The 18,556-nt window shown below is 56.1% G+C and carries 18 protein-coding genes and 1 tRNA gene; 11 read left to right on the top strand and 8 right to left on the bottom strand.

Annotated features, from left to right (window positions below):
* Position 1: 1 nt before the first annotated feature.
* Positions 2-1,573: a glycosyltransferase family 39 protein gene (locus AB7E06_RS06370; protein ID WP_427955776.1), complete on the top strand. Its 1,572-nt coding sequence runs from the start codon at positions 2-4 to the stop codon at positions 1,571-1,573.
* On the opposite strand, the gene AB7E06_RS06365 is transcribed toward AB7E06_RS06370, so the two are convergent.
* Positions 1,570-2,478, bottom strand: a complete 909-nt coding sequence (locus AB7E06_RS06365; protein WP_121739170.1) for a LysR substrate-binding domain-containing protein — start codon at positions 2,476-2,478, stop codon at positions 1,570-1,572. The genes AB7E06_RS06370 and AB7E06_RS06365 overlap by 4 nt on opposite strands.
* Before the next feature lie 125 nt (positions 2,479-2,603).
* Here AB7E06_RS06365 and AB7E06_RS06360 point away from each other — a divergent pair, with 125 nt between their 5' ends.
* Positions 2,604-3,230, top strand: a complete 627-nt coding sequence (locus tag AB7E06_RS06360) for an FMN-dependent NADH-azoreductase (protein WP_094197207.1) — start codon at positions 2,604-2,606, stop codon at positions 3,228-3,230.
* A gap of 595 nt (positions 3,231-3,825) precedes the next feature.
* Here AB7E06_RS06360 and ribA read toward each other — a convergent pair.
* Positions 3,826-4,497: a GTP cyclohydrolase II gene (gene ribA / locus AB7E06_RS06355; protein ID WP_094197208.1), complete on the bottom strand. Its 672-nt coding sequence runs from the start codon at positions 4,495-4,497 to the stop codon at positions 3,826-3,828.
* A gap of 310 nt (positions 4,498-4,807) precedes the next feature.
* On the opposite strand from ribA, the gene AB7E06_RS06350 reads away from it, so the two are divergent.
* Positions 4,808-5,320 carry a hypothetical protein gene (locus AB7E06_RS06350; RefSeq protein WP_427955771.1) on the top strand — a complete coding sequence of 171 codons (513 nt, stop codon included), beginning with the start codon at positions 4,808-4,810 and terminating at the stop codon, positions 5,318-5,320.
* Positions 5,321-5,398: 78 nt separating this feature from the next.
* Positions 5,399-6,097: a cytochrome b/b6 domain-containing protein gene (locus AB7E06_RS06345; protein ID WP_108727702.1), complete on the top strand. Its 699-nt coding sequence runs from the start codon at positions 5,399-5,401 to the stop codon at positions 6,095-6,097.
* A 152-nt stretch (positions 6,098-6,249) separates the two neighbouring features.
* Here AB7E06_RS06345 and AB7E06_RS06340 read toward each other — a convergent pair whose 3' ends face one another.
* Positions 6,250-7,896, bottom strand: a complete 1,647-nt coding sequence (locus AB7E06_RS06340; protein ID WP_094197211.1) for an ABC1 kinase family protein — start codon at positions 7,894-7,896, stop codon at positions 6,250-6,252.
* 264 nt (positions 7,897-8,160) lie between these two features.
* Between AB7E06_RS06340 and ypfJ the strand changes: the two genes are divergently transcribed.
* From ypfJ to AB7E06_RS06315, 5 genes are all read left to right on the top strand, one after another.
* Complete coding sequence (gene ypfJ / locus AB7E06_RS06335; RefSeq protein WP_427955767.1) at positions 8,161-9,012, top strand: KPN_02809 family neutral zinc metallopeptidase; 852 nt, start codon at positions 8,161-8,163, stop codon at positions 9,010-9,012.
* A gap of 75 nt (positions 9,013-9,087) precedes the next feature.
* Positions 9,088-9,163, top strand: a tRNA-Lys gene (locus AB7E06_RS06330).
* 199 nt (positions 9,164-9,362) lie between these two features.
* Positions 9,363-9,485: a hypothetical protein gene (locus AB7E06_RS06325; RefSeq protein WP_257502692.1), complete on the top strand. Its 123-nt coding sequence runs from the start codon at positions 9,363-9,365 to the stop codon at positions 9,483-9,485.
* A 566-nt stretch (positions 9,486-10,051) separates the two neighbouring features.
* On the top strand, positions 10,052-10,390 hold the full coding sequence (gene glnK / locus AB7E06_RS06320; protein ID WP_009456229.1) for a P-II family nitrogen regulator: 339 nt from the start codon (positions 10,052-10,054) through the stop codon (positions 10,388-10,390).
* A gap of 14 nt (positions 10,391-10,404) precedes the next feature.
* Positions 10,405-11,646: an ammonium transporter gene (locus AB7E06_RS06315; protein WP_094197213.1), complete on the top strand. Its 1,242-nt coding sequence runs from the start codon at positions 10,405-10,407 to the stop codon at positions 11,644-11,646.
* 121 nt (positions 11,647-11,767) lie between these two features.
* Here the strand turns inward: AB7E06_RS06315 and AB7E06_RS06310 are convergent, their stop codons facing one another.
* Both AB7E06_RS06310 and purB read right to left on the bottom strand, forming a co-directional pair.
* Positions 11,768-12,220: a c-type cytochrome gene (locus AB7E06_RS06310; RefSeq protein ID WP_108727704.1), complete on the bottom strand. Its 453-nt coding sequence runs from the start codon at positions 12,218-12,220 to the stop codon at positions 11,768-11,770.
* A 98-nt stretch (positions 12,221-12,318) separates the two neighbouring features.
* Positions 12,319-13,695 carry an adenylosuccinate lyase gene (gene purB, locus AB7E06_RS06305; RefSeq protein WP_427955761.1) on the bottom strand — a complete coding sequence of 459 codons (1,377 nt, stop codon included), beginning with the start codon at positions 13,693-13,695 and terminating at the stop codon, positions 12,319-12,321.
* Positions 13,696-13,929: 234 nt separating this feature from the next.
* Here purB and AB7E06_RS06300 point away from each other — a divergent pair, with 234 nt between their 5' ends.
* A complete protein-coding gene (locus AB7E06_RS06300) occupies positions 13,930-14,541 on the top strand; it encodes a glutathione S-transferase family protein (RefSeq protein ID WP_094197216.1) in 612 nt (203 codons plus the stop codon).
* 59 nt (positions 14,542-14,600) lie between these two features.
* On the opposite strand, the gene AB7E06_RS06295 is transcribed toward AB7E06_RS06300, so the two are convergent.
* Positions 14,601-15,446 carry a helix-turn-helix domain-containing protein gene (locus AB7E06_RS06295; protein WP_427955757.1) on the bottom strand — a complete coding sequence of 282 codons (846 nt, stop codon included), beginning with the start codon at positions 15,444-15,446 and terminating at the stop codon, positions 14,601-14,603.
* Between the two features lie 83 nt (positions 15,447-15,529).
* Between AB7E06_RS06295 and AB7E06_RS06290 the strand changes: the two genes are divergently transcribed.
* Entirely contained in the window at positions 15,530-16,624 is a 1,095-nt protein-coding gene (locus AB7E06_RS06290) for an alpha/beta hydrolase (RefSeq protein ID WP_427955754.1), read from the top strand.
* On the opposite strand, the gene AB7E06_RS06285 is transcribed toward AB7E06_RS06290, so the two are convergent.
* Positions 16,611-17,423, bottom strand: coding sequence for a sulfite exporter TauE/SafE family protein (locus AB7E06_RS06285; protein ID WP_094197219.1), 813 nt, complete (start codon positions 17,421-17,423; stop codon positions 16,611-16,613). The genes AB7E06_RS06290 and AB7E06_RS06285 overlap by 14 nt on opposite strands.
* Positions 17,424-17,432: 9 nt before the next feature.
* Positions 17,433-18,548: a tRNA 2-thiouridine(34) synthase MnmA gene (mnmA, locus tag AB7E06_RS06280; protein WP_108727707.1), complete on the bottom strand. Its 1,116-nt coding sequence runs from the start codon at positions 18,546-18,548 to the stop codon at positions 17,433-17,435.
* Positions 18,549-18,556 lie beyond the last annotated feature (8 nt).

The following is an 18,556-nucleotide window of genomic DNA, read 5'->3' as shown; positions in this document are numbered from 1 at the left end:
CATGATTGCCCAAACCCCAGCGTCTCCCCCATCCGACACCTACCAGCGCTATGTGCTGCTGTATCTGTTATTCATGGTTTTGTTGTGGTCCGTTTTGATGGCTATTAGCCACAAAGCGCCTGACCTGGACGGCATGGAAGAGCTGGTCTGGTCGGCCAGTTTTGAGTTGGGCTATCTGAAACATCCCCCCTTCCCCTCGTGGGTGATGGCCGCCTTGACCAGTATGCTCGGACGCCCGGCCTGGCTGACCTTTGCAGCAGGCATGACAGCCTCGGTGCTGGGACTATGGTTTATCTGGAAACTGGCCTGCGAGTTCCTGAGTCCTGAGCGCGCCTTGATGGTCTTGCTGATCAGCTCTGTCAGTATTTACTTCTCCTTGCGCGGCACCATTTTTAATCACAACACGGCCCAGCTGTGGTCCGTAACCGCTGCGACCTGGTTTTTCTATCGTGCCAGCCGGGATCAGAAACCAGCAGACTGGTTATGGCTGGGCGCAGTCGCGGCGCTGTCTACCGTCACCAAATACAGCGCCGTTATTCTGTTCACTGCCTTCTTTTTGTATTTCCTGCGCAGCGGCATGTGGCGTCAACGACAAACCTGGGTAGGCGTGGGTCTGGCCCTGCTTGCCTATGTACTGGTTTTGTCTCCCCACCTGTACTGGCTGGTAAAGCATGACTTCGCCCCCTTCCGATATATGGATGGCTCGCTGGAAACGCATACTCGTTGGCAGGCCTACAAAGAGCTACTGGCTTTTAGCCTGGACCAACTAGGGCGACTGAGCCCCATGATAGTGGCCATGATCGCGCTGGGCATCTGGAACCATCGGGACAAGAAAAAGCGGGCTCAGTCGGATACCGCCCTGCAAGACAAGCAGCGCTATGCCGATGCGATTTCCCGCAGCGATAAGCAGTTTGTGCTATGGGTAGGCCTGACCCCCATGATCAGCACAGTCTTGATTTCAGCCATTATGGGCACCCGTCTGGTGGCCTCTTGGGCCACGACGTTCTTTGTGCTGTATGGCTTTTTTGCCTTGTGGATCCTGCATGGCCAGGACAAGATTCAGTTGCGCCGTATCGCCATTATTGTGATCGTGCTGCAGATTCTGCTGGCATCGGGCTATGCCTTGGCCCGTGGTCCACTGGCCTGGCATACAGGCCGGGATTCTCGCTCCACCTTCCCCGGCCCCGAGGTGTCTGCTCAGATGCAGGCCATCTGGAAAGAGCACATGCCCGGCATCCCCCTAAAGGTCGTGGTAGCGGATACCTGGCTGGGTGGAAATATCGCCGTTCATGCAGGCCAGGACGTCATGGTCTTTATCGATGCCGATCCTGCCGCTTCGCCCTGGCTGAAACTGCCGCAGGATTTGCAATGCGGGGCCCTGATTGTTTACAGCATCCAGACCCGAGGCAAGCCGCCAAAGCCCTTGCTCGAACTGTATGAACAAGCCCCCATCAAGGGGCTGGCCGAACAGCGCTGGTCCTCTGAACGCAGCCCCATGATTGATCTGAACTGGGCGATTTTGCCCGCGCAACGCAGTTGTCCCTTTACAGCCACTGCAGGCCACGACGGTTAAATCTGCGGGTGATGCACTGGCAGTTGCTCACCCAGGTAATCCAGAAAATGCCGCACCGCCGGGGCCATGCCTCGGCGGGAGGCAAATACAGCGTGAATGATCCCCGGCAAGGGGGCCCACTGCGGCAGGACCTGCACCAAACGTCCAGCTTTCAAGGCATCGCAGCACATATAGTCGGGCAAGATACCCACGCCTATGCCCTGCTCTACCCCCTCACGCAAGGTCAATAAATCCGAGGCCATATAGCGTGGCCTGTGCGTTACCGTCAGGCTGGCTCCCTCGGGACCGTACAACTCCCATTCGTTTTGACCTTGCCGAGCCGACATGGCCACCGTGGGCAATTTAACCAAATCTGCCGGGCCTCGCACCGGATCAAACCGCGCCAGCAAGCTAGGCTGGGCGACCAGAATCGCTCCGGTTTCGCCCAGGCGTTTCACGATATAGCTGGCGCTATCGCTGAGGGTGCTGCGTACTCGCAAGGCCACATCAATTCCATCGGCCACCGGATCGACCACACGGTTGCTGACCTCCACCTCCAGCTCAACCTGGGGATAGCGAATCAGAAATTGGGCGAACACGGTCGACAAGACGGTATGGGCCAAGGTAACCGGACAACTGATACGCAAAAGACCACGCGGCTCTTGCTGCACTTGTGCAACAGCGGCATAAGCCGTTTCAGCCTCGTCGCGCATGGCCTGGCAATGACGCAGGAACACCTCCCCGGCCGGGGTCAGAGACAGGCTACGCGTGGTGCGTTGCAACAGGCGCACACCCACTTCGGCTTCAAGGCGGCTAAGACGCCGCGACACGCGCGATGGCGGCATACCCAGGTGCCGAGCGGCTGCGCTGAACCCGCCGCGCTGCACCACTTCGGTAAACAACACCATGTCATTTAAGTCATACATACAGGGATGCTTTCCAGAATTACAAACAAAATTAGAATAATCTTTCTCAGAAAAGCCGGCTTATCAAAGATATGAGCATCAAACATAATGACACCATTCCTTCATCGCTTTGGACAACAGACATCATGAAACTGCTACACGTAGACTCCAGCATCACCGGCGCCAACTCCGTCTCCCGCGAACTTTCACAATTTGTGGTTGATCAACTGCGCCAGCAAAACGATCAAGTCCAAGTGGAGCATATCGATCTGGCCCTGAACCCGCCCCCTCACTTCTCGGCTGACTCCCTGGGCATGCGCCTGGGCCTGGACCCTGCCACCCTGACCGAACGTCAACGCGCCGAGAATGCGATCACCGAACAATACCTGAACCAGTTTCTGGCCTCGGACGTCATTGTGATTGGCGCCCCCTTCTACAACTTCACCATCCCTAGCCAGCTCAAAGCCTGGATGGACCGTCTGGCTCAAGCTGGTCGCACCTTCCGTTACACCAGCAATGGACCAGAAGGTCTGGCCGGCGACAAAACGGTATATCTGGTTCTGAGCCGTGGTGGCATCTACTCCGAATCGGAGCAAGGCCAGGCCATGGAGCACCAGGAAAGCTATCTGCGCGTGATGTTCGGCTTCATGGGCATAACAGACCTACGTATTGTGTACGCTGAAGGCCTGGGCAAAGCACCTGAGCTGCGCAACCAGATTGTAGAAAATGCCAAAGCCAGTGTCAGCGCCTTGCTGGAAAAGAGCACCGCCTAAAACAGACGCGGTCCGAGTCAATCAGGCCGCAACACTCGCGCCGTCACGCGGCCTCGCTCAGAATCTGGTGTTGTTTCAACTCCCAAGGCTGAGCACGCTACGCTCTTGCCAGACTGCGACCTCGGTCCAGTCTGGCTTTGTTTTTTGTCGCATCCGGCTTCTTGTTCCTGCCCGGCGAAAAAAAAGCCCCCTCGCTACGCCTTCGGCTTGCTGCCCCCCGTGGGGGAGCTTTTTGTCTTGGGGCGGCCCGGCGACGAAAAGAGCCCCCTCGCTACGCCTTCGGCTTGCTGCCCCCCAAGGGGGAGCTTTTTGTTTTGGGGCGGCCCGACGACGGAAAGGGCCCCCTCGCTACGCCTTCGGCTTGCTGCCCCCCAAGGGGGGGCTTTTTGTTTTGGGGCGGCCCGACGACGGAAAGGGCCCCCTCGCTACGCCTTCGGCTTGCTGCCCCCCAAGGGGGGGCTTTTTGTCTTGGGACGGCCCGGCGACAAAAAAGGGCCTATGCATGGCCCTTTATCCTAAGCGTGCAAGTCCAGTCTTAGCCCAATGATCCTTGAACCCGTACAGGCGCTCACAGGGCGTCAGGCTGGCCCCGCGCTTATTCGTCTGTCTCCAGCCAATGCCCCAAACGCAAACGCTTGGTATTGAGGTAGGCCTCGTTAAAGGGATTACCTTCAATTTGATGCGGTACGCGTTCCACCACATCAATACCGATGTCCTGCAAGGTTTTTACCTTGCGCGGGTTATTGGTCATCAGACGTAGTTTCTGGATACCAACGTGCTCGAGCATATCCTTGCAAATATCGTAGCGACGCATATCGGCCGGAAAACCGAGCTTCTCGTTGGCCTCTACGGTGTCGGCTCCCTGATCTTGCAGCTTGTATGCACGAATCTTGTTCACCAGACCAATGCCTCGCCCTTCCTGGCGCAAATACATCAGGGCGCCACGGCCAGCCGTCGCAATACGTTCCAGCGCCAGTTGCAGTTGAGGGCCGCAATCACAGCGCAGGCTAAATAAGGCATCGCCTGTCAAACACTCGGAGTGCACACGGGCCAGGACTGGGTGGCCATCGGCCACGTCCCCCAGGGTCAACAGGACGTGTTCTTTTTGATTGCTGCGCTCTACAAACACATGAATTTGAAAGACAGCCCAAGGCGTGGGCAAACGGCTGGAGCTGACATAGTCCAGTAAAACACCGGGTTTGGCCTGCTGGGCTGCAAGCGCGGAGCCCGATTCTGACGCCAGTGCGGCATCTGGGGTGGATTGCATAATGAGTCTCTGCTGCGGCGAAGAAATGCGGCTTGGCCCCATCCGGGGCGACTTGGCAATGATAGCCCAATTCAGCCGGTTTCTTTCAGTCTGGGACCTGATGCTTTTCAGGGCTAATTACCGCTCTTTGCCCACGACACAGGAGTGAAATAGTCACCTTATGTTCTTATCCTTATAGCGAAAAATTCTGCTATCCGGTATTCTACGCAACAAGAAAATACATAAAATGTTATGAAACTTACAAATACAGACGATCTATGGCACTTTGTGTTTTTCACTGAGTCCTGATCGTCCTCAGCCCTGATTGATCATGCCCGCCCTTAAGGTCTTTATCCGCTACGTTGTCATTGGGCTTGCTTTAGCCCTGCAACCGTTTGTCGCCCACGGCGCGGCAAGCCAGGCCTGGCCTCAACCGCCCTCACAGCTCAGTCTGGACAGCCCCTACGGCACACTGCAGGTAAGTCAAAGCGATTATGTCTACGAAGCGCGGCTGCAACTGGACGCAAAAACCATAGAGCCAGAGCTAAAAGGGATGATCAATATCCCCTACGCTTTCAAGCAAGCCAACAATCAAACCGCCCTGATTTCAGTCGACAAGGGCCTGGGTGCTTGCTCGATCAATTACCATTGGGTCACCGTATCGTCCCAGGGCTATACCGTCTCGCCAGCCTTTGGCTCATGCAGCGCCAAAATCCGGGTCCGTCATCACGGCCGAACCCTGATTATGGAAACACCCAGCCAGGACAATCCGGCCATGATCGACGAATACCGATACGATGGGCGCAAAATCAGTTTACGCCAGCGCCGTCCACTTATGCAGTAAGGGGAACCTGCAAGGAGCAGCGGACTCAAACGGAACACTGACTATAATCAGGTGTTTACGTCTCTCCGGATTTTCCCTATGCAAACCTCCACAACCCGCCCTTTACTCGTCTGGGATTTACCCACCCGTTTGTTCCACTGGCTGTTTGTCATTAGCATTGTGGGCTGTTTTGTGACAATCAAAGTTGGCGGGCTATGGATGGACTGGCACGTACGCTTTGGTCTGCTGGCCTTGGGACTGTTGGCCTTTCGTCTGGTCTGGGGTTTGATCGGTGGCTACTACTCGCGCTTTAGCCACTTCTTCCCCAATCCGATACGCAGCCTGCGTTATTTGCGTGATAAACCTGCCGTCTACCCAGGCCACAATCCTGTCGGCGCCTGGTCGGTCTGGGTCATGCTGATTGTGTTTGGTTTTCAGGCCATCTCTGGTTTGTTTGCCAACGACGATATCTTTACCTCAGGCCCTCTGGCCTATCTCAGCAGCGATTGGTCCAAAACCCTGACCGGTCTGCACAAAGCCAACGAATGGATCATGCTGGCCATTATCGGCTTGCATATCCTGGCTATTTTCCTATATCGCGTCCTGGGTGGTCAGAAATTAACCAGCGTCATGGTCAAGGGCAGCATGCCCGTACCCAGTGAACCTGCGCTACCTGCCAGCAAAGACAACTGGAAAACCCGTTTACTCGCTCTGCTCATTGCCGTACTGATTGCCTGGGGCGTGTACTGGATCACCGGCCTGGCACCGGTAGGCGGCGGCATGGACGACTTTATGTAAGCCTGACTTATCCCCAGAAGCTGTGAATAAACCTGGGGATAATGCGGGGATTGTTTGGGCTGAGCCGCATTTTTACTAGCCGTCTTTTAAACTGGATGGTGACTAGCCGCTTGAACACTCTCTGCACAAAGAGCGACGGCCTCACGATATTTTCAGCGCCGTCGCCAAAATCCCCACAAGACCAGAACCAGGCCCAGAACGGCGGCCAATAAACCGGCCCAGCTAAAGATAGTCAGGCCCAGCCAAGCGGGGCCGCGTGTAACCAGCACCGGCCCCAAAATCAATACAAAGGCCGCCGTCACAATCGCAATGGCCAAACGGGTAGCCGCCTTTTCCAGCGATGAGGCCAGACGCGGCATACCCTCGACTTGAATACGGGCAGAGATCTTGCCTTGCCGGACGCGATGCATCAGCAAACGCAGCAATTGAGGCGCATCCATCGCCAATTGACGGGACTCCAGCAAGCTGCGTTGCAAGTCTGCATAAACACGACGAGGGGAATACTGCTTACGCATCAAAGCCAGAATGACCGGTTGTGCAACCTCAACCACATCAAATTGCGGGTCCAGACGTTTCAATACGCCATCCGCGGTGATAAAAGCCTTGAACAGCAAAGCCAGATCTGGCGGCAAAATCAAATGGTTCTCACGCGCCAGCGCCATAAAATCCAGCAAAGCAACCGAAATGGACAAAAGCCCACTACTTTGTCGAGCAACATAGCGCTGGGCACTTTCTTCCAGCCGGCTCCAATCAAAATCTTCCGCACCCGACCAATCCAGCAAGGTGGTAGCCACCCCATCGGCCTGCCCGTCCACAATTGCGCGCAATAGAACCAGCAATTGCTGACGACGACGTTCCGTCAAATGACCGACCAGACCGAAATCAATAAAGGCGACCTGATTGCCCGGCAACGCCATCATATTGCCGGGGTGCGGGTCGGCATGAAATAGCCCATCCTCCAGAACCATATGCAAGAACGCCAAGGCTCCCCGGCGTGCCAGCAAGGGGCGATCCACTTCAATGGCTTGCAACTGCGCCTCTTGAATTGGTGAGACTCCGGGTACAAACTCCTGCACCATGACGGTGGCACTGGTCCACTCCATATAGACACGCGGCACCACAATGTCTTTAAAGGGCTGCATATTCTCGCGCACAGCCACGGTATTGGCTGCTTCGCGCGTAAAGTCCAGCTCATCGGCAATGGCTTCGGCCAAGGCGCGCACAATATCGTAAGGGCGATACTCAGGCAACAAACCCTGCTGCTGCACCAAACGGGCAATCTGTTTCAGCAAACGCAGATCGGCCTGGATCAAAGACTCAAGACCGGGGCGCTGCACCTTCACCACCACTTCAGTACCGTCCCGCAAACAGGCACGATACACCTGCGCCATAGAAGCCGAGGCCAGCACCTGGATATCAAAACGCGCAAAGGCTTGGTCTACGGTTTGCCCTAAAGCCAGTTCCAATTCGGGTCGAATAGTTTCCCACGGCACCGGCGCGGCATGACCTTGCAGTTTTTCCAGTTCCTGGGTCCATTCCAGAGGCAGCAGGTCATTGCGTGTGGCCAGAATCTGACCGAGTTTGATAAAGGTAGGCCCCAGCTCCTCCAGGGCACGTCGCAAACGTTCAGGCGCCGAGCGTTCGGGCATTTCTGTCGCCACCGGGGTTTTGTTACCGGGCAGCAGCTCCGACAGACCCAGACGATGCATCACATCCCCGATTCCGTATCGAGCAATGACCGATCCGATGGCACGCACGCGCGCATGGTCGCGCAAGGCCAACAAGGTTCCTCCCAACATACTCGCTCTCCAGTAGGCTACGCCCTGAGAAAAGTAGCATACCGCAGCGTCCGGGTGACTTACTTATCCACTTATCCACATTTTCAGTGGGCAAGCGCGGGGATAGCCTTTGGACAAGTCGCATTACCCCAAGTAATTCAAAGACTTGTCATGATGGGGTAATTAAAGCCCCCCTCCCTTTAGAAGATGACAAGAATCGAAAATGCCCCTGCTTTGGCCCGCAAATCAGAGTACATTGACGTTTTCAAATTCAAGGAGAGCGTGATGCGTCTGGATAAATCTCGCTCCAGCCGTAATGTCGAGGACCGCCGTGCCAATGGGCCACGCCTGAGCGGCGGCAAGATCGGTTTGGGGACAATCGTGCTGGCCTTGGTAGCCCTGTACTTTGGGGTCGACCCCAATGTGGTGCTGAACCTGGCCGGTGGCCCCACCAGCGCCCCGCAATCTCAACCGATTGCCGCCTCGGATACACAGGGCCAAACCATCGCCAAAATCCTGGGTGAAACCGAGGATGTCTGGCGCGATATTTTTGCCAAACAAACCAATGGCAGCTACCGTGATCCTGTGCTGGTTCTATATCACGGCGCCACTCCCACGGCTTGTGGCGCAGGCCAATCGGCCATGGGCCCGTTTTACTGCCCGGCCGATCAAAAGCTCTATATAGACCTGGGCTTTTTCACCGAGATGGAGCAAAAGATGGGCGTCAAGGGAAACTTTGCCCCTGCCTACGTGATTGCGCATGAAGTGGGCCACCACGTTCAGAACCAATTGGGCATGATGCGCCGTGTGGATGAAGCCCGTCGCAGCGGCTCGGCCTCGCAAGCCCGTCAGGCGTCCGTGCGTTTGGAACTGCAGGCAGACTGCTACGCCGGCATCTGGGCCAATCACGCCGATGCACAACGCCAGATTCTGGAACCGGGCGATATCCGCTCTGCGCTAGACGCGGCTCAAGCGGTAGGTGATGACACCTTGCAAAAGCAGTCTCAAGGCTATGTGGTTCCAGACTCTTTTACCCATGGCAGCGCGCAACAACGCATGGCCTGGTTCATGCAAGGCTATCAAACTGGGCAACTGAACATGTGCGATACCTTCACTCGACCTGATCCCGCTTCCTGATAAACGTAAAATTATGTAACCCGTCCTTGCGCTACATAATTTCCGTTCTATAATCATTTTCTTCGCAGGAAACGGGGGTCGTTAGCTCAGTTGGTAGAGCACTGGACTCTTAATCCATTGGTCGACAGTTCGAGTCTGTCACGACCCACCAGATATCCTGCTGTTTGCGGTACACCATGCCGCAACACCGTAAATTAGCCCGCTGCTACAGCGGGCTTTTTTGCGTCTGGACGCATCGATCCAGCACATCGCTACCCCAATTTTGCGCAGCCATCTTCTGGTCATAGTTGTTTACTTCGCCCACTACAAAAACCCGCTAGGCTAACAGATCATCACATCAGGAGATTGTCATGCTGATTGCCATTGATCCGACCAAGGCCCCCGACACCACACCTCCGGGCAAAACGCCGAACCCCGAACCCGATCCGAAGAAAATCCCGGGCAATGAGCCGCCTAGCAAAGCCAGGAACTGACAGACCTCGCCCACTCAAACATCCTGCACCCCTGCCATGTAGGCACAATCCAGGGCAGCGCAGAAAATGTCGCTGCCCTGCCAGCGCCTTGCCCCACATTTGAATCATGCTTTGGCAGCAGGAAAATGTTGCAAAGTTAAGACTATTTTAAAAAAAAATGCACACAATGCGCACTTGTTGCGTTGCAACATATATTATTTTTCCATAGTCGTTGTTCCTGCGGTGGTGAGATGAGCGGAGACAGGCGTCACAGAGCGCTGCTGTTATCTCGCTGCCCACCGACTAGGCAAGACCGGGGTCACGTGCCTAGCTAGCTTACTCGCCTTGCCGGAATTGTGTTGCTCTTCAACCTACAACACAGGTCCGCTTGCCTACCACTTGCGTTCGCGCTGTCGCACATCCTGCTGACAGCCGGAGAGTCGCTCAAACCGGCGCTGCCGGTTGCACTCAAGCCATCCACCAGGATTACCCATCCCGGTCGGCCCCCTCTCAACCGTCTCCTACCCCCCTCGGTGTTCCATTGCATCCGCAAGGCCAGCTTGCCTGTGTTTACTTCAGGAACACCTATGAAATTAATTACCGCCATCGTCAAACCCTTCAAGGTTGACGAGATACGCGAGGCCCTTTCCGATCTGGGCATACAGGGGATGACACTGACCGAGGTCAAAGGATTTGGTCGCCAGAAAGGCCACACTGAGCTGTACCGCGGTGCAGAATATGCAGTCGACTTCCTGCCCAAGATCCGCATTGAACTGGCTATTCCCGACGAGCAGTTGCAAAGCGTTCTGGAAGCCATTCAAAGCAGCGCCCGCACCGGTCGTATTGGTGACGGCAAGATCTTTGTCCAGCCGCTGGACCACGTCATCCGCATCCGCACCGGCGAATGCGATGAGCAAGCCCTGTAATCGGAGACTCCATCATGAACAACGCTGATCTCTCGTGGATGCTGGTCTCCACGCTTCTGGTACTAATGATGGCCGCGCCGGGCCTGGCCCTGTTTTACTCAGGGATGGTGCGTCAAAAAAATGCCTTGTCCATGTTGTCCCAAACCTTGCTGGTGTTCAGTTTGGGGGTGGTGCTGTGGTTTATCTATGGCTACTCGCTGGCTTTTACCGCTGGCAATCCCTTGATTGGTGGTTTCGACAAGGTCTTGTTCAATGGCATGTTTACTGCCGCTGACCAACAGTTCTCCATGTCGGGCACCCTGCCTGAACTGCTGTTTGCGTCTTTCCAGGCCACGTTTGCCGGTCTGACATGCGCCCTGGTTGTCGGCAGTCTGGCAGAACGTACCCGTCTGTCCGCCATTTTGGTCTTTACTGTGATCTGGTTCACCCTGGCCTATCTGCCTATCTGCCATATGGTCTGGTTTGCCGATGGACAGAACGGCGGTTTGCTCAACACCCGTGGCGCGTTGGACTTTGCGGGAGGAACGGTCGTACACATCAATGCTGGTATTGCGGGTCTGGTCGGAGCCTGGATGATTGGCCCACGCTTGAACTACCGTCGTGAAGCCATGCCACCCCATAACCTGCCCTTGACCTTTATTGGTGCGGCTCTGCTGTGGGTAGGCTGGTTCGGTTTCAACGCTGGCTCGGCTTTGTCTGCCAATGAAAATGCCACGCTCGCCTTCTTCAACACCATGTTGGCCGCTGCCATTGGCGTTGTGGCCTGGACATTGGGCGAATGGATCAGCAAAGGTCATCCTTCCTTGCTGGGTGCCTGCTCGGGTGCCATTGCAGGTTTGGTCGGTATTACCCCAGCAGCCGGTTTTGTGGCTCCCTCCGGTGCACTGGCCATTGGCTTGATTACTTCCCTGGCTTGCTTGTGGGGCGTTAATGTTCTGAAGCGCTGGCTGCGTGCCGACGATACATTGGACGTGTTTGGCATTCACGGTTTGGGCGGAATTGTGGGCGCGTTGCTCACGGGTCTGTTCAACGCACCTGTTCTAGGTGGTCCCGGCACCGCTGCTGGCAACAGTATCTGGATGCAGTTGTGGATTCAGCTCGAAGGCGTCTTGCTGACTCTGGTCTGGTCCGGTGTGGCCGCCTGGATTGCCTTCAAGATTGCCAAAGTCGTCTGCGGTGGTTTACGTGTCGATGCTGACCATGAACGCGAAGGTCTGGATATCCGCACCCACGGTGAAACGGGCTATCAACACTGAGATCCCATCATGATTCTTGACTATCTTGCCCACAGGCAAACAGCCCCCTTCAAACACAGGTACAAACCTAAAAGAAAAAGCCCTCTCTCGAGGGCTTTTTTTTTATAAGCAAAACGGCTGCTTATTTTTCTTTGCGGTAAGCGTCGTGACAAGTCTTACAGGACTTGCCCACATTACCAAAAGCCACACGGAAGGCATCAAAATCGCCTGAATCGGAAGCCACTTTCAGCTTGTCGATCGCAGCGGTGAAATCATCGGTAGCTTGCTTGAAACCCTGGGCATCGCTCCAGGCTTCTGCTTTGGTCTCGCCGCCTTCAGTACCGGCACCAAACGCGCTCCAAGGCAAAGCAGCCAAAACAGTCAGCACTTCCACGTTCTTGGCGATCGCAGCCGCGTCATAAGGAGCTTCCTTTTTAGCGACGGGAGCCATACGACCAAAATGCGAACCGATCAAGGCCATGCTGGCTTGACGGTAGTCCACCGCTTGCTCAGGCTTGGCGAATTGGGCTGTAGCTGGCGTGACAAACGCGGCGCACAAAGCGGCAGCGGCAGTCAAAAACGCAAGTTTTTTCATGGGAACTCCTGTGTGATGAAACATAAAACACTTCATAAAGCACTGGCTCAAGAAACCCGATCGGCGGTGCCCTTGTGCAAGAACACAGCCGTTTGGATTTAGATTGCCTGAGCCAACTGTACCGCGACGCCCAGATAGCTGCGTGGAGTTAGCTCAAGCAAATAGTTTTTAGCGTCTGCGGGCAGCTCCAGGCCACCAATAAACTCACGCAACGCTTCCTCGGTAATACCACGGCCACGTGTCAGAGCTTTGAGTTGTTCGTAAGGCTGAGGCAAACCGTAGCGACGCATCACGGTTTGAACTGGTTCGGCCAGGATTTCCCAGCAAGCATCAATGTCCGCATCCACAGCGGCAGCATTCAATTCCAGTTTGCCGATTCCACGCAGGCAGGCGTCGTAGGCCACCACGCTGTAGCCCAGGGCCACGCCCAGATTACGCAGCACGGTCGAATCCGTCAGGTCTCGCTGCCAACGAGAGATAGGGAGCTTCTCGGACAGGTGACGCAGCATGGCGTTGGCCAGGCCCAGATTGCCTTCCGAGTTTTCAAAGTCAATCGGGTTGACTTTGTGCGGCATGGTGGACGAACCGATCTCACCTTCTTTCAAGCGCTGCTTGAAGTAGCCCAGGGAAATGTAGCCCCAAACGTCACGGTTGAAGTCCAGCAGGATGGTGTTGGCACGGGCAACCGCGTCAAACAGGGCAGCCATCCAATCATGCGGTTCGATCTGAATGGTGTAGACGTTTTGCGTCAGACCCAAACCACCCAGCACTTTCTTGCTGAACGCTGGCCAGTCAATTTCGGGGTAAGCCGAGAAGTGCGCATTGTAGTTACCGGTTGCGCCATTCAATTTAGCCAGAGGCTGAACAGCGGCGATAGCGGTAATGGCGTTTTGCAAACGCGCGGCCACGTTGGCGAACTCTTTGCCCATGGTGCTGGGGCTGGCAGGCTGGCCGTGGGTGCGCGACAGCAAGGGCTGCTCGGCATGCAGACGGGCCTGGGCCTTGATGGCATCGCACACTTCCTGCAACTGAGGCAGGATGACCTGCTCGCGAGCACGCGTCAGCATCAAGGCGTGCGAAGTGTTGTTGATGTCCTCGGAGGTGCAGGAGAAGTGAATGAACTCGGCCGCGGCGGACAGTTCGGCGTGGTCGGCCACTTTTTCTTTCAACCAGTATTCCACGGCTTTCACGTCGTGGTTAGTGGTGCGTTCAATGGCTTTGATGCGGGCAGCATCGTCTTCCGAGAAGTTCTGCACCAGGCTCTTGAGTACCTCGCGGGCTTCGGCAGAGAAAGTAGGCAGTTCAGGCAGACCCGCGTCGGACAGGCCGATCAGCCAGGCCACTTCGACCTCCACGCGATGCCACATGAATGCGGCTTCGGACAACAGGCCACGCAAGGGGGCGGTACGGCTACCATAACGCCCGTCCAATGGCGACAAGGCATTCAGAGTGCTCAGGGTATCGGCTATGTGCATCGTTCTACAGAAAAGAAGGGGAATAAAGTCAGCCCGCATTCTAACATTGCGGGCCGACACCCGTATGCCACGTGTTCAGCATGGAGGTAGAAAGCGACGGCAGTCCCAGGCTTTGACGAATAAACCACAGTTTTCCAACATTGTCTCCAGCGACAGGGTCAGGCCCGGCCTGCGGGGCGTTCGCCCATAGGTTCCTGCTATACTTTTTGAGCCTGCAACTTTTGATAGCTTTTTATGAAACTTATAGCTTCCCTCACCAGCCCATACGCGCGCAAAGTGCGTGTTGTCATGGCGGAAAAAAAGCTCGATTACGAGCTGATTCTGGAGGATGTGTGGGCCGATGACAGCGATATTCTGAAACACAATCCACTGGGCAAAGTTCCCTGTCTGATTATGGATGATCAGGCAAGCTTGTTTGATTCCCGCGTGATCGTCGAATATCTGGATACCCTCTCGCCCGTCGGCCGCCTGATCCCCCAAGCCGGACGTGATCGCGCTGCAGTCAAATGCTGGGAAGCCATTGCCGATGGCTTGCTTGACGCCTGCGTTGCCATCGTGGTGGAAAATCGCCGCCCCCAAGAGCTACGTCTGCCCGCCTGGATTGACCGCCAGAACAGCAAAATCACCGCTGCCCTGCAATCGATGAACAACACCCTGGGTGATCAGTCCTTTTGCATGGGCACCAGCTTTAGCCTGGCCGACATTGCCGTAGGCTGCGCACTGGGTTATCTGGACCTGCGCTTTCCTGAGCTGGACTGGCGCTCGCAGTACGGCAATCTGCAACGCCTGGATGAAAAACTCCAAGCGCGTCCCTCGTTTGCCAGCACCTTACCGCCTACGCAGTGAGCGTTGCGCCAGCAAGCAAGGGCCCATTCTTTTGAATGGGTTTTTTTATGTCTGCCACCTCAGGACTTACCCAGCAAACGATACATCCAGAAGGCCTCATCGGTCTTCATGCGCTGGGCAAACTGGGCCGGCGAAAAGCCGGAAATTCGTTTGACCTCTCTGCCAAAATGAGACTGGTCGCTATACCCGGCCTGCAGCGCCACATCGGACCAGACCGGATTTTCCTGCTGCTGCACCAGGGCAAAAGCACGCTCTGCACGCACATAAAGCTGTAGCTCACGCTGACTCTGCCCAGCCCAACGCTTGAATTGCCGTTGCATCTGACGCAAGCCCGTTCCCGTGCAAGTTGCTGCTATTTTCATCCCCAAAGCCGTCAACCAATGGTTCAAGGTAGCAGCACCGCCTGTTGCCAGACCGCCATGGGCGCAACGTTGGATTGCTGACTCCAGCTGCTGAAATAAAGGGCCATCTCCAGTGCCTACCTGTCCAAGGGCCTGACAACTAGAAGCAGGCAAAACCTGCTCCATAGGCAGTACCAGATCCATCAAGTCGCTGGCCTCTATACCAAACACACGCTTGAAGGCATCGGGGTAAAGTCCAATCGAAATCGCATGGACAGATCCCGGAGACCAGCTAATGGACGGTGTACGCGACGGCCCGGCAAACAACATGCTGGGAAGGGCCTCTGACAGTACCGGAGCCCCCCCATTCGCTGGCGTCTGAACCATGTGCAGTTGGCCATGAAAAACCCACGACAAAACCACCAGGGGCGAGGCTGGATAAAAATTCAAACGCTGCTCCGACGGCAGAGCCAAACCACGGGTATCACGCTCCACCCCCAGATGGATGCTGGCCGCGGTTTTTCGGCTGGGGCGATGCAAACGGGCACAAGGCAAAGCAGACATGGCAAGTCGTTTCCGTTCTATCCGGCCCAGGCAAGACGGGCCACACTGAAAGTCCCTTTATCCTACTTCAGCCCCGCCCTCTTATGCCTAAAACTATTTTGCAAGGATCCTGGTCTCATCGTTGGCGAAGCGCCCTCACCCTCTGGGCCACCACCATAGACGTACTGGCCCGACGTATCATCGCCAAGCCGCTGGTGTCCGGCTGGTCTGTGCCTTTTGAAATCGCCACCCTGTTCTATCGCAAGCAGTTCAACCACGCCTTCCGCTTGCCAACCCTAGCTGAAGGCCGCGCCTATTTCGACAGCCTGTACACGATTGCCGAACCGGACTTGCCCGTCCAGATGCAGGCCAGCACGTCCCCAGAACCACGGGGAGACTGGTTCACTCCAGATCGCCCAAACAGCAGCAAAACCATCTTGTACTTTCATGGCGGCGGCTATGCGTTCTACCCAATCGTGTCGCGCCACTTCACTCGTCTGCTGGCCCACAAGCTGCAAATACCCATCTTCGCCGTGGACTATCGCCTGACCCCGGAACATCCTCACCCAGCCCAACAGGAAGATGCGCTAGAGGCCTACCGCTATCTGCTCAAACGTGGCATCCCCGCGCAGGATATTGTCCTGGCAGGCGACTCGGCAGGCGGACACCTGGTGCTGATGACCCTAGTCAGCCTGCGCCAGGCCGGACTGCCCCAACCTTCTCTGGCCTTGGCACTAAGCCCCTGGACGGATATAGGACGACGCGGCGCCAGCCAGTTTGGCTATGATCGCTACGATATGGTGCAGGGCTATCAAACACTGCAATACGGTCAATGGCTGAAGGGCAACGGCCTCTGGAGTGACGATCAACTCTCTCCCATTGCCCAGGATCTTCGCCATCTAGCCCCCATCTACATTCAGGCAGGCGGCAAGGAGATTCTGGTGGACATGATTCGCGATTTTGCCCAAGAGGCGCATAAGCAAGGAGCCGGCATTCGGCTGGATGTCTGGCCGGACATGACGCACGAGTTCCATGCCTATGGCCGCACACTGCCGCAAAGCGAGCAGGCGATTGCCGCGCTACGGACAGCGATTCAATGGACTAAAGGGGGCGTGTTTGAGCCGGCAGAAGAAACCGAATTGAATGGACTGGACTCTGCCTTTGGCAAAGCCCAGCGTAAAGACATCAAAGCTGTGTAATGGCCTGCGTAATCATATAGATCGCCAGCACAGTCAGCATGCTGGCAAAAATACGCTTAAGCGTCACCTGGTCAATTTTGTGGGCCAGGCTGGCGCCCAAGGGCGCGGTACAAATACTGGTGGCCGAAACGATCAACAAGGCAGGCCAGTAGATAAAGCCAATCATGCCAGGATGGCTGCCGAAAGTGGCCTGACCGGACCAGATATAGCCCACGCTATTGGCCAGCGCGATGAAAAAGCCCAGTGCAGCCGAAGTGGCGACGGCCTGTCGCACAGGCACATTGCCACGCAGCATGAAAGGGACGGACAAGAAGGCCCCGCCCGCACCCAACAGACCGGAGACGAAACCGATCAAGGCGCCCATGGCAGCGATCCAAAATGGGGCAGGCAAGGAGCGGCCTTGCACCGGGGTCGACTTGCGCGCCATTTTTGAAGCCGAATACAAGACGAACACACCGAACACAATCGCCAGCGCCGTGCTGTTGATCATGGCAAAAATCGCGCCGCCCGACAGCAGCCCGCCCACGATCAAACCGGGCACCATCACCTTGACCACGTCCCAACGGATAGCACCATGTTTATGGTGCGCCCGCACGCTGGATAAGGAAGTAAACAAAATCGTAGCCATGGCCGTGGCAATGGAGGCGTGCACGGCCAACTCTTGTGGCACGCCAAACAAGGGCAGCAGGAAGGTCAGGAATGGCACCAGAATCATGCCCCCGCCAATCCCCAACAGACCCGCGGCCAACCCTATACCGGCACCCAGCACCAGCAAACTGATGACAAGAATGGGATCCATGCCCGCCTCTTATTGAATAATGCCGCCGCCCAGGCAGCGGTCACCGTCGTACAAGACCACGGACTGACCGGGGGTTACAGCCCACTGAGGCTGATCAAAATGCAGAGACAGGCTATCACCTTCAGCCGCCAGCACCGTGCAGGCGGCATCAGCCTGGCGATAGCGGGTCTTGGCATGAATCGGGCCTAACGCCGGCGGATGGCCTGCTACCCAGCTAGTCTGCTCAGCCTTCAATTCGGACTGCAACAGCCAGGGGTGATCGTGCCCTTGCACAACATACAAGGTGTTTGTAGCCAAGTCTTTACGGGCGGCATACCAGGCGTCGGCGGTACCGTCTTCGCGCTGCTTGCCCTTGACGCCACCAATGCCCAAACCCTTGCGCTGACCATAGGTGTGGAAAGCCAGGCCCACGTGCTGACCCAGCACCTGCCCTTCCGGTGTCTTGATCGGACCGGGTTGAGTGGGCAGATAGCGATTCAGGAACTCGCGGAAAGGACGCTCGCCAATAAAGCAAATGCCGGTTGAGTCTTTTTTAGCCGCATTGGGCAGCTTCAGTTCTTCGGCAATACGGCGCACTTCCTGCTTGTTGATCTCGCCCAAAGGAAACAAGGTGCGCGACAACTGCGCCTGATTCAGGCGGTGCAAAAAATAACTTTGATCCTTAGAAGCATCCAGACCTTTGAGCAACTGGTAGTCTGTACCGCCCCCGGTCATGGGCACACCACGCACGCGAGCGTAATGGCCGGTCGCAATCCAATCAGCGCCCAAGGTCATGGCGTGGTCCAGAAAGGCCTTGAATTTGATTTCCGCATTGCACAGAACATCGGGATTCGGGGTACGGCCCGCCGAGTATTCCCGCAAGAACTCCGCAAACACGCGGTCTTTATATTCTGCTGCGAAGTTGACCGCCTCAATCTCGACCCCGACCAGATCGGCCACGCTGGCCGCATCCAGCCAATCCTGGCGCGAGGAGCAGAATTCGGAATCGTCGTCGTCTTCCCAGTTCTTCATGAACAGGCCCACGACTTCATAGCCTTGCTCTTTAAGCAACCAGGCCGAGACAGAGGAGTCCACGCCGCCGGACATTCCGATAACGACGCGACCTTTTTTGGTGGAAATAGTCATTGCAGTGA

Origin of the sequence: Alcaligenes sp., assembly GCF_050255915.1 — a bacterium.
GTDB classification, from domain to species: Bacteria; Pseudomonadota; Gammaproteobacteria; order Burkholderiales; family Burkholderiaceae_B; genus Alcaligenes; species Alcaligenes aquatilis.
The sequence above is the reverse complement of the archived record's forward strand: the minus strand, read 5'-3'. Positions and strand labels throughout refer to the sequence as shown.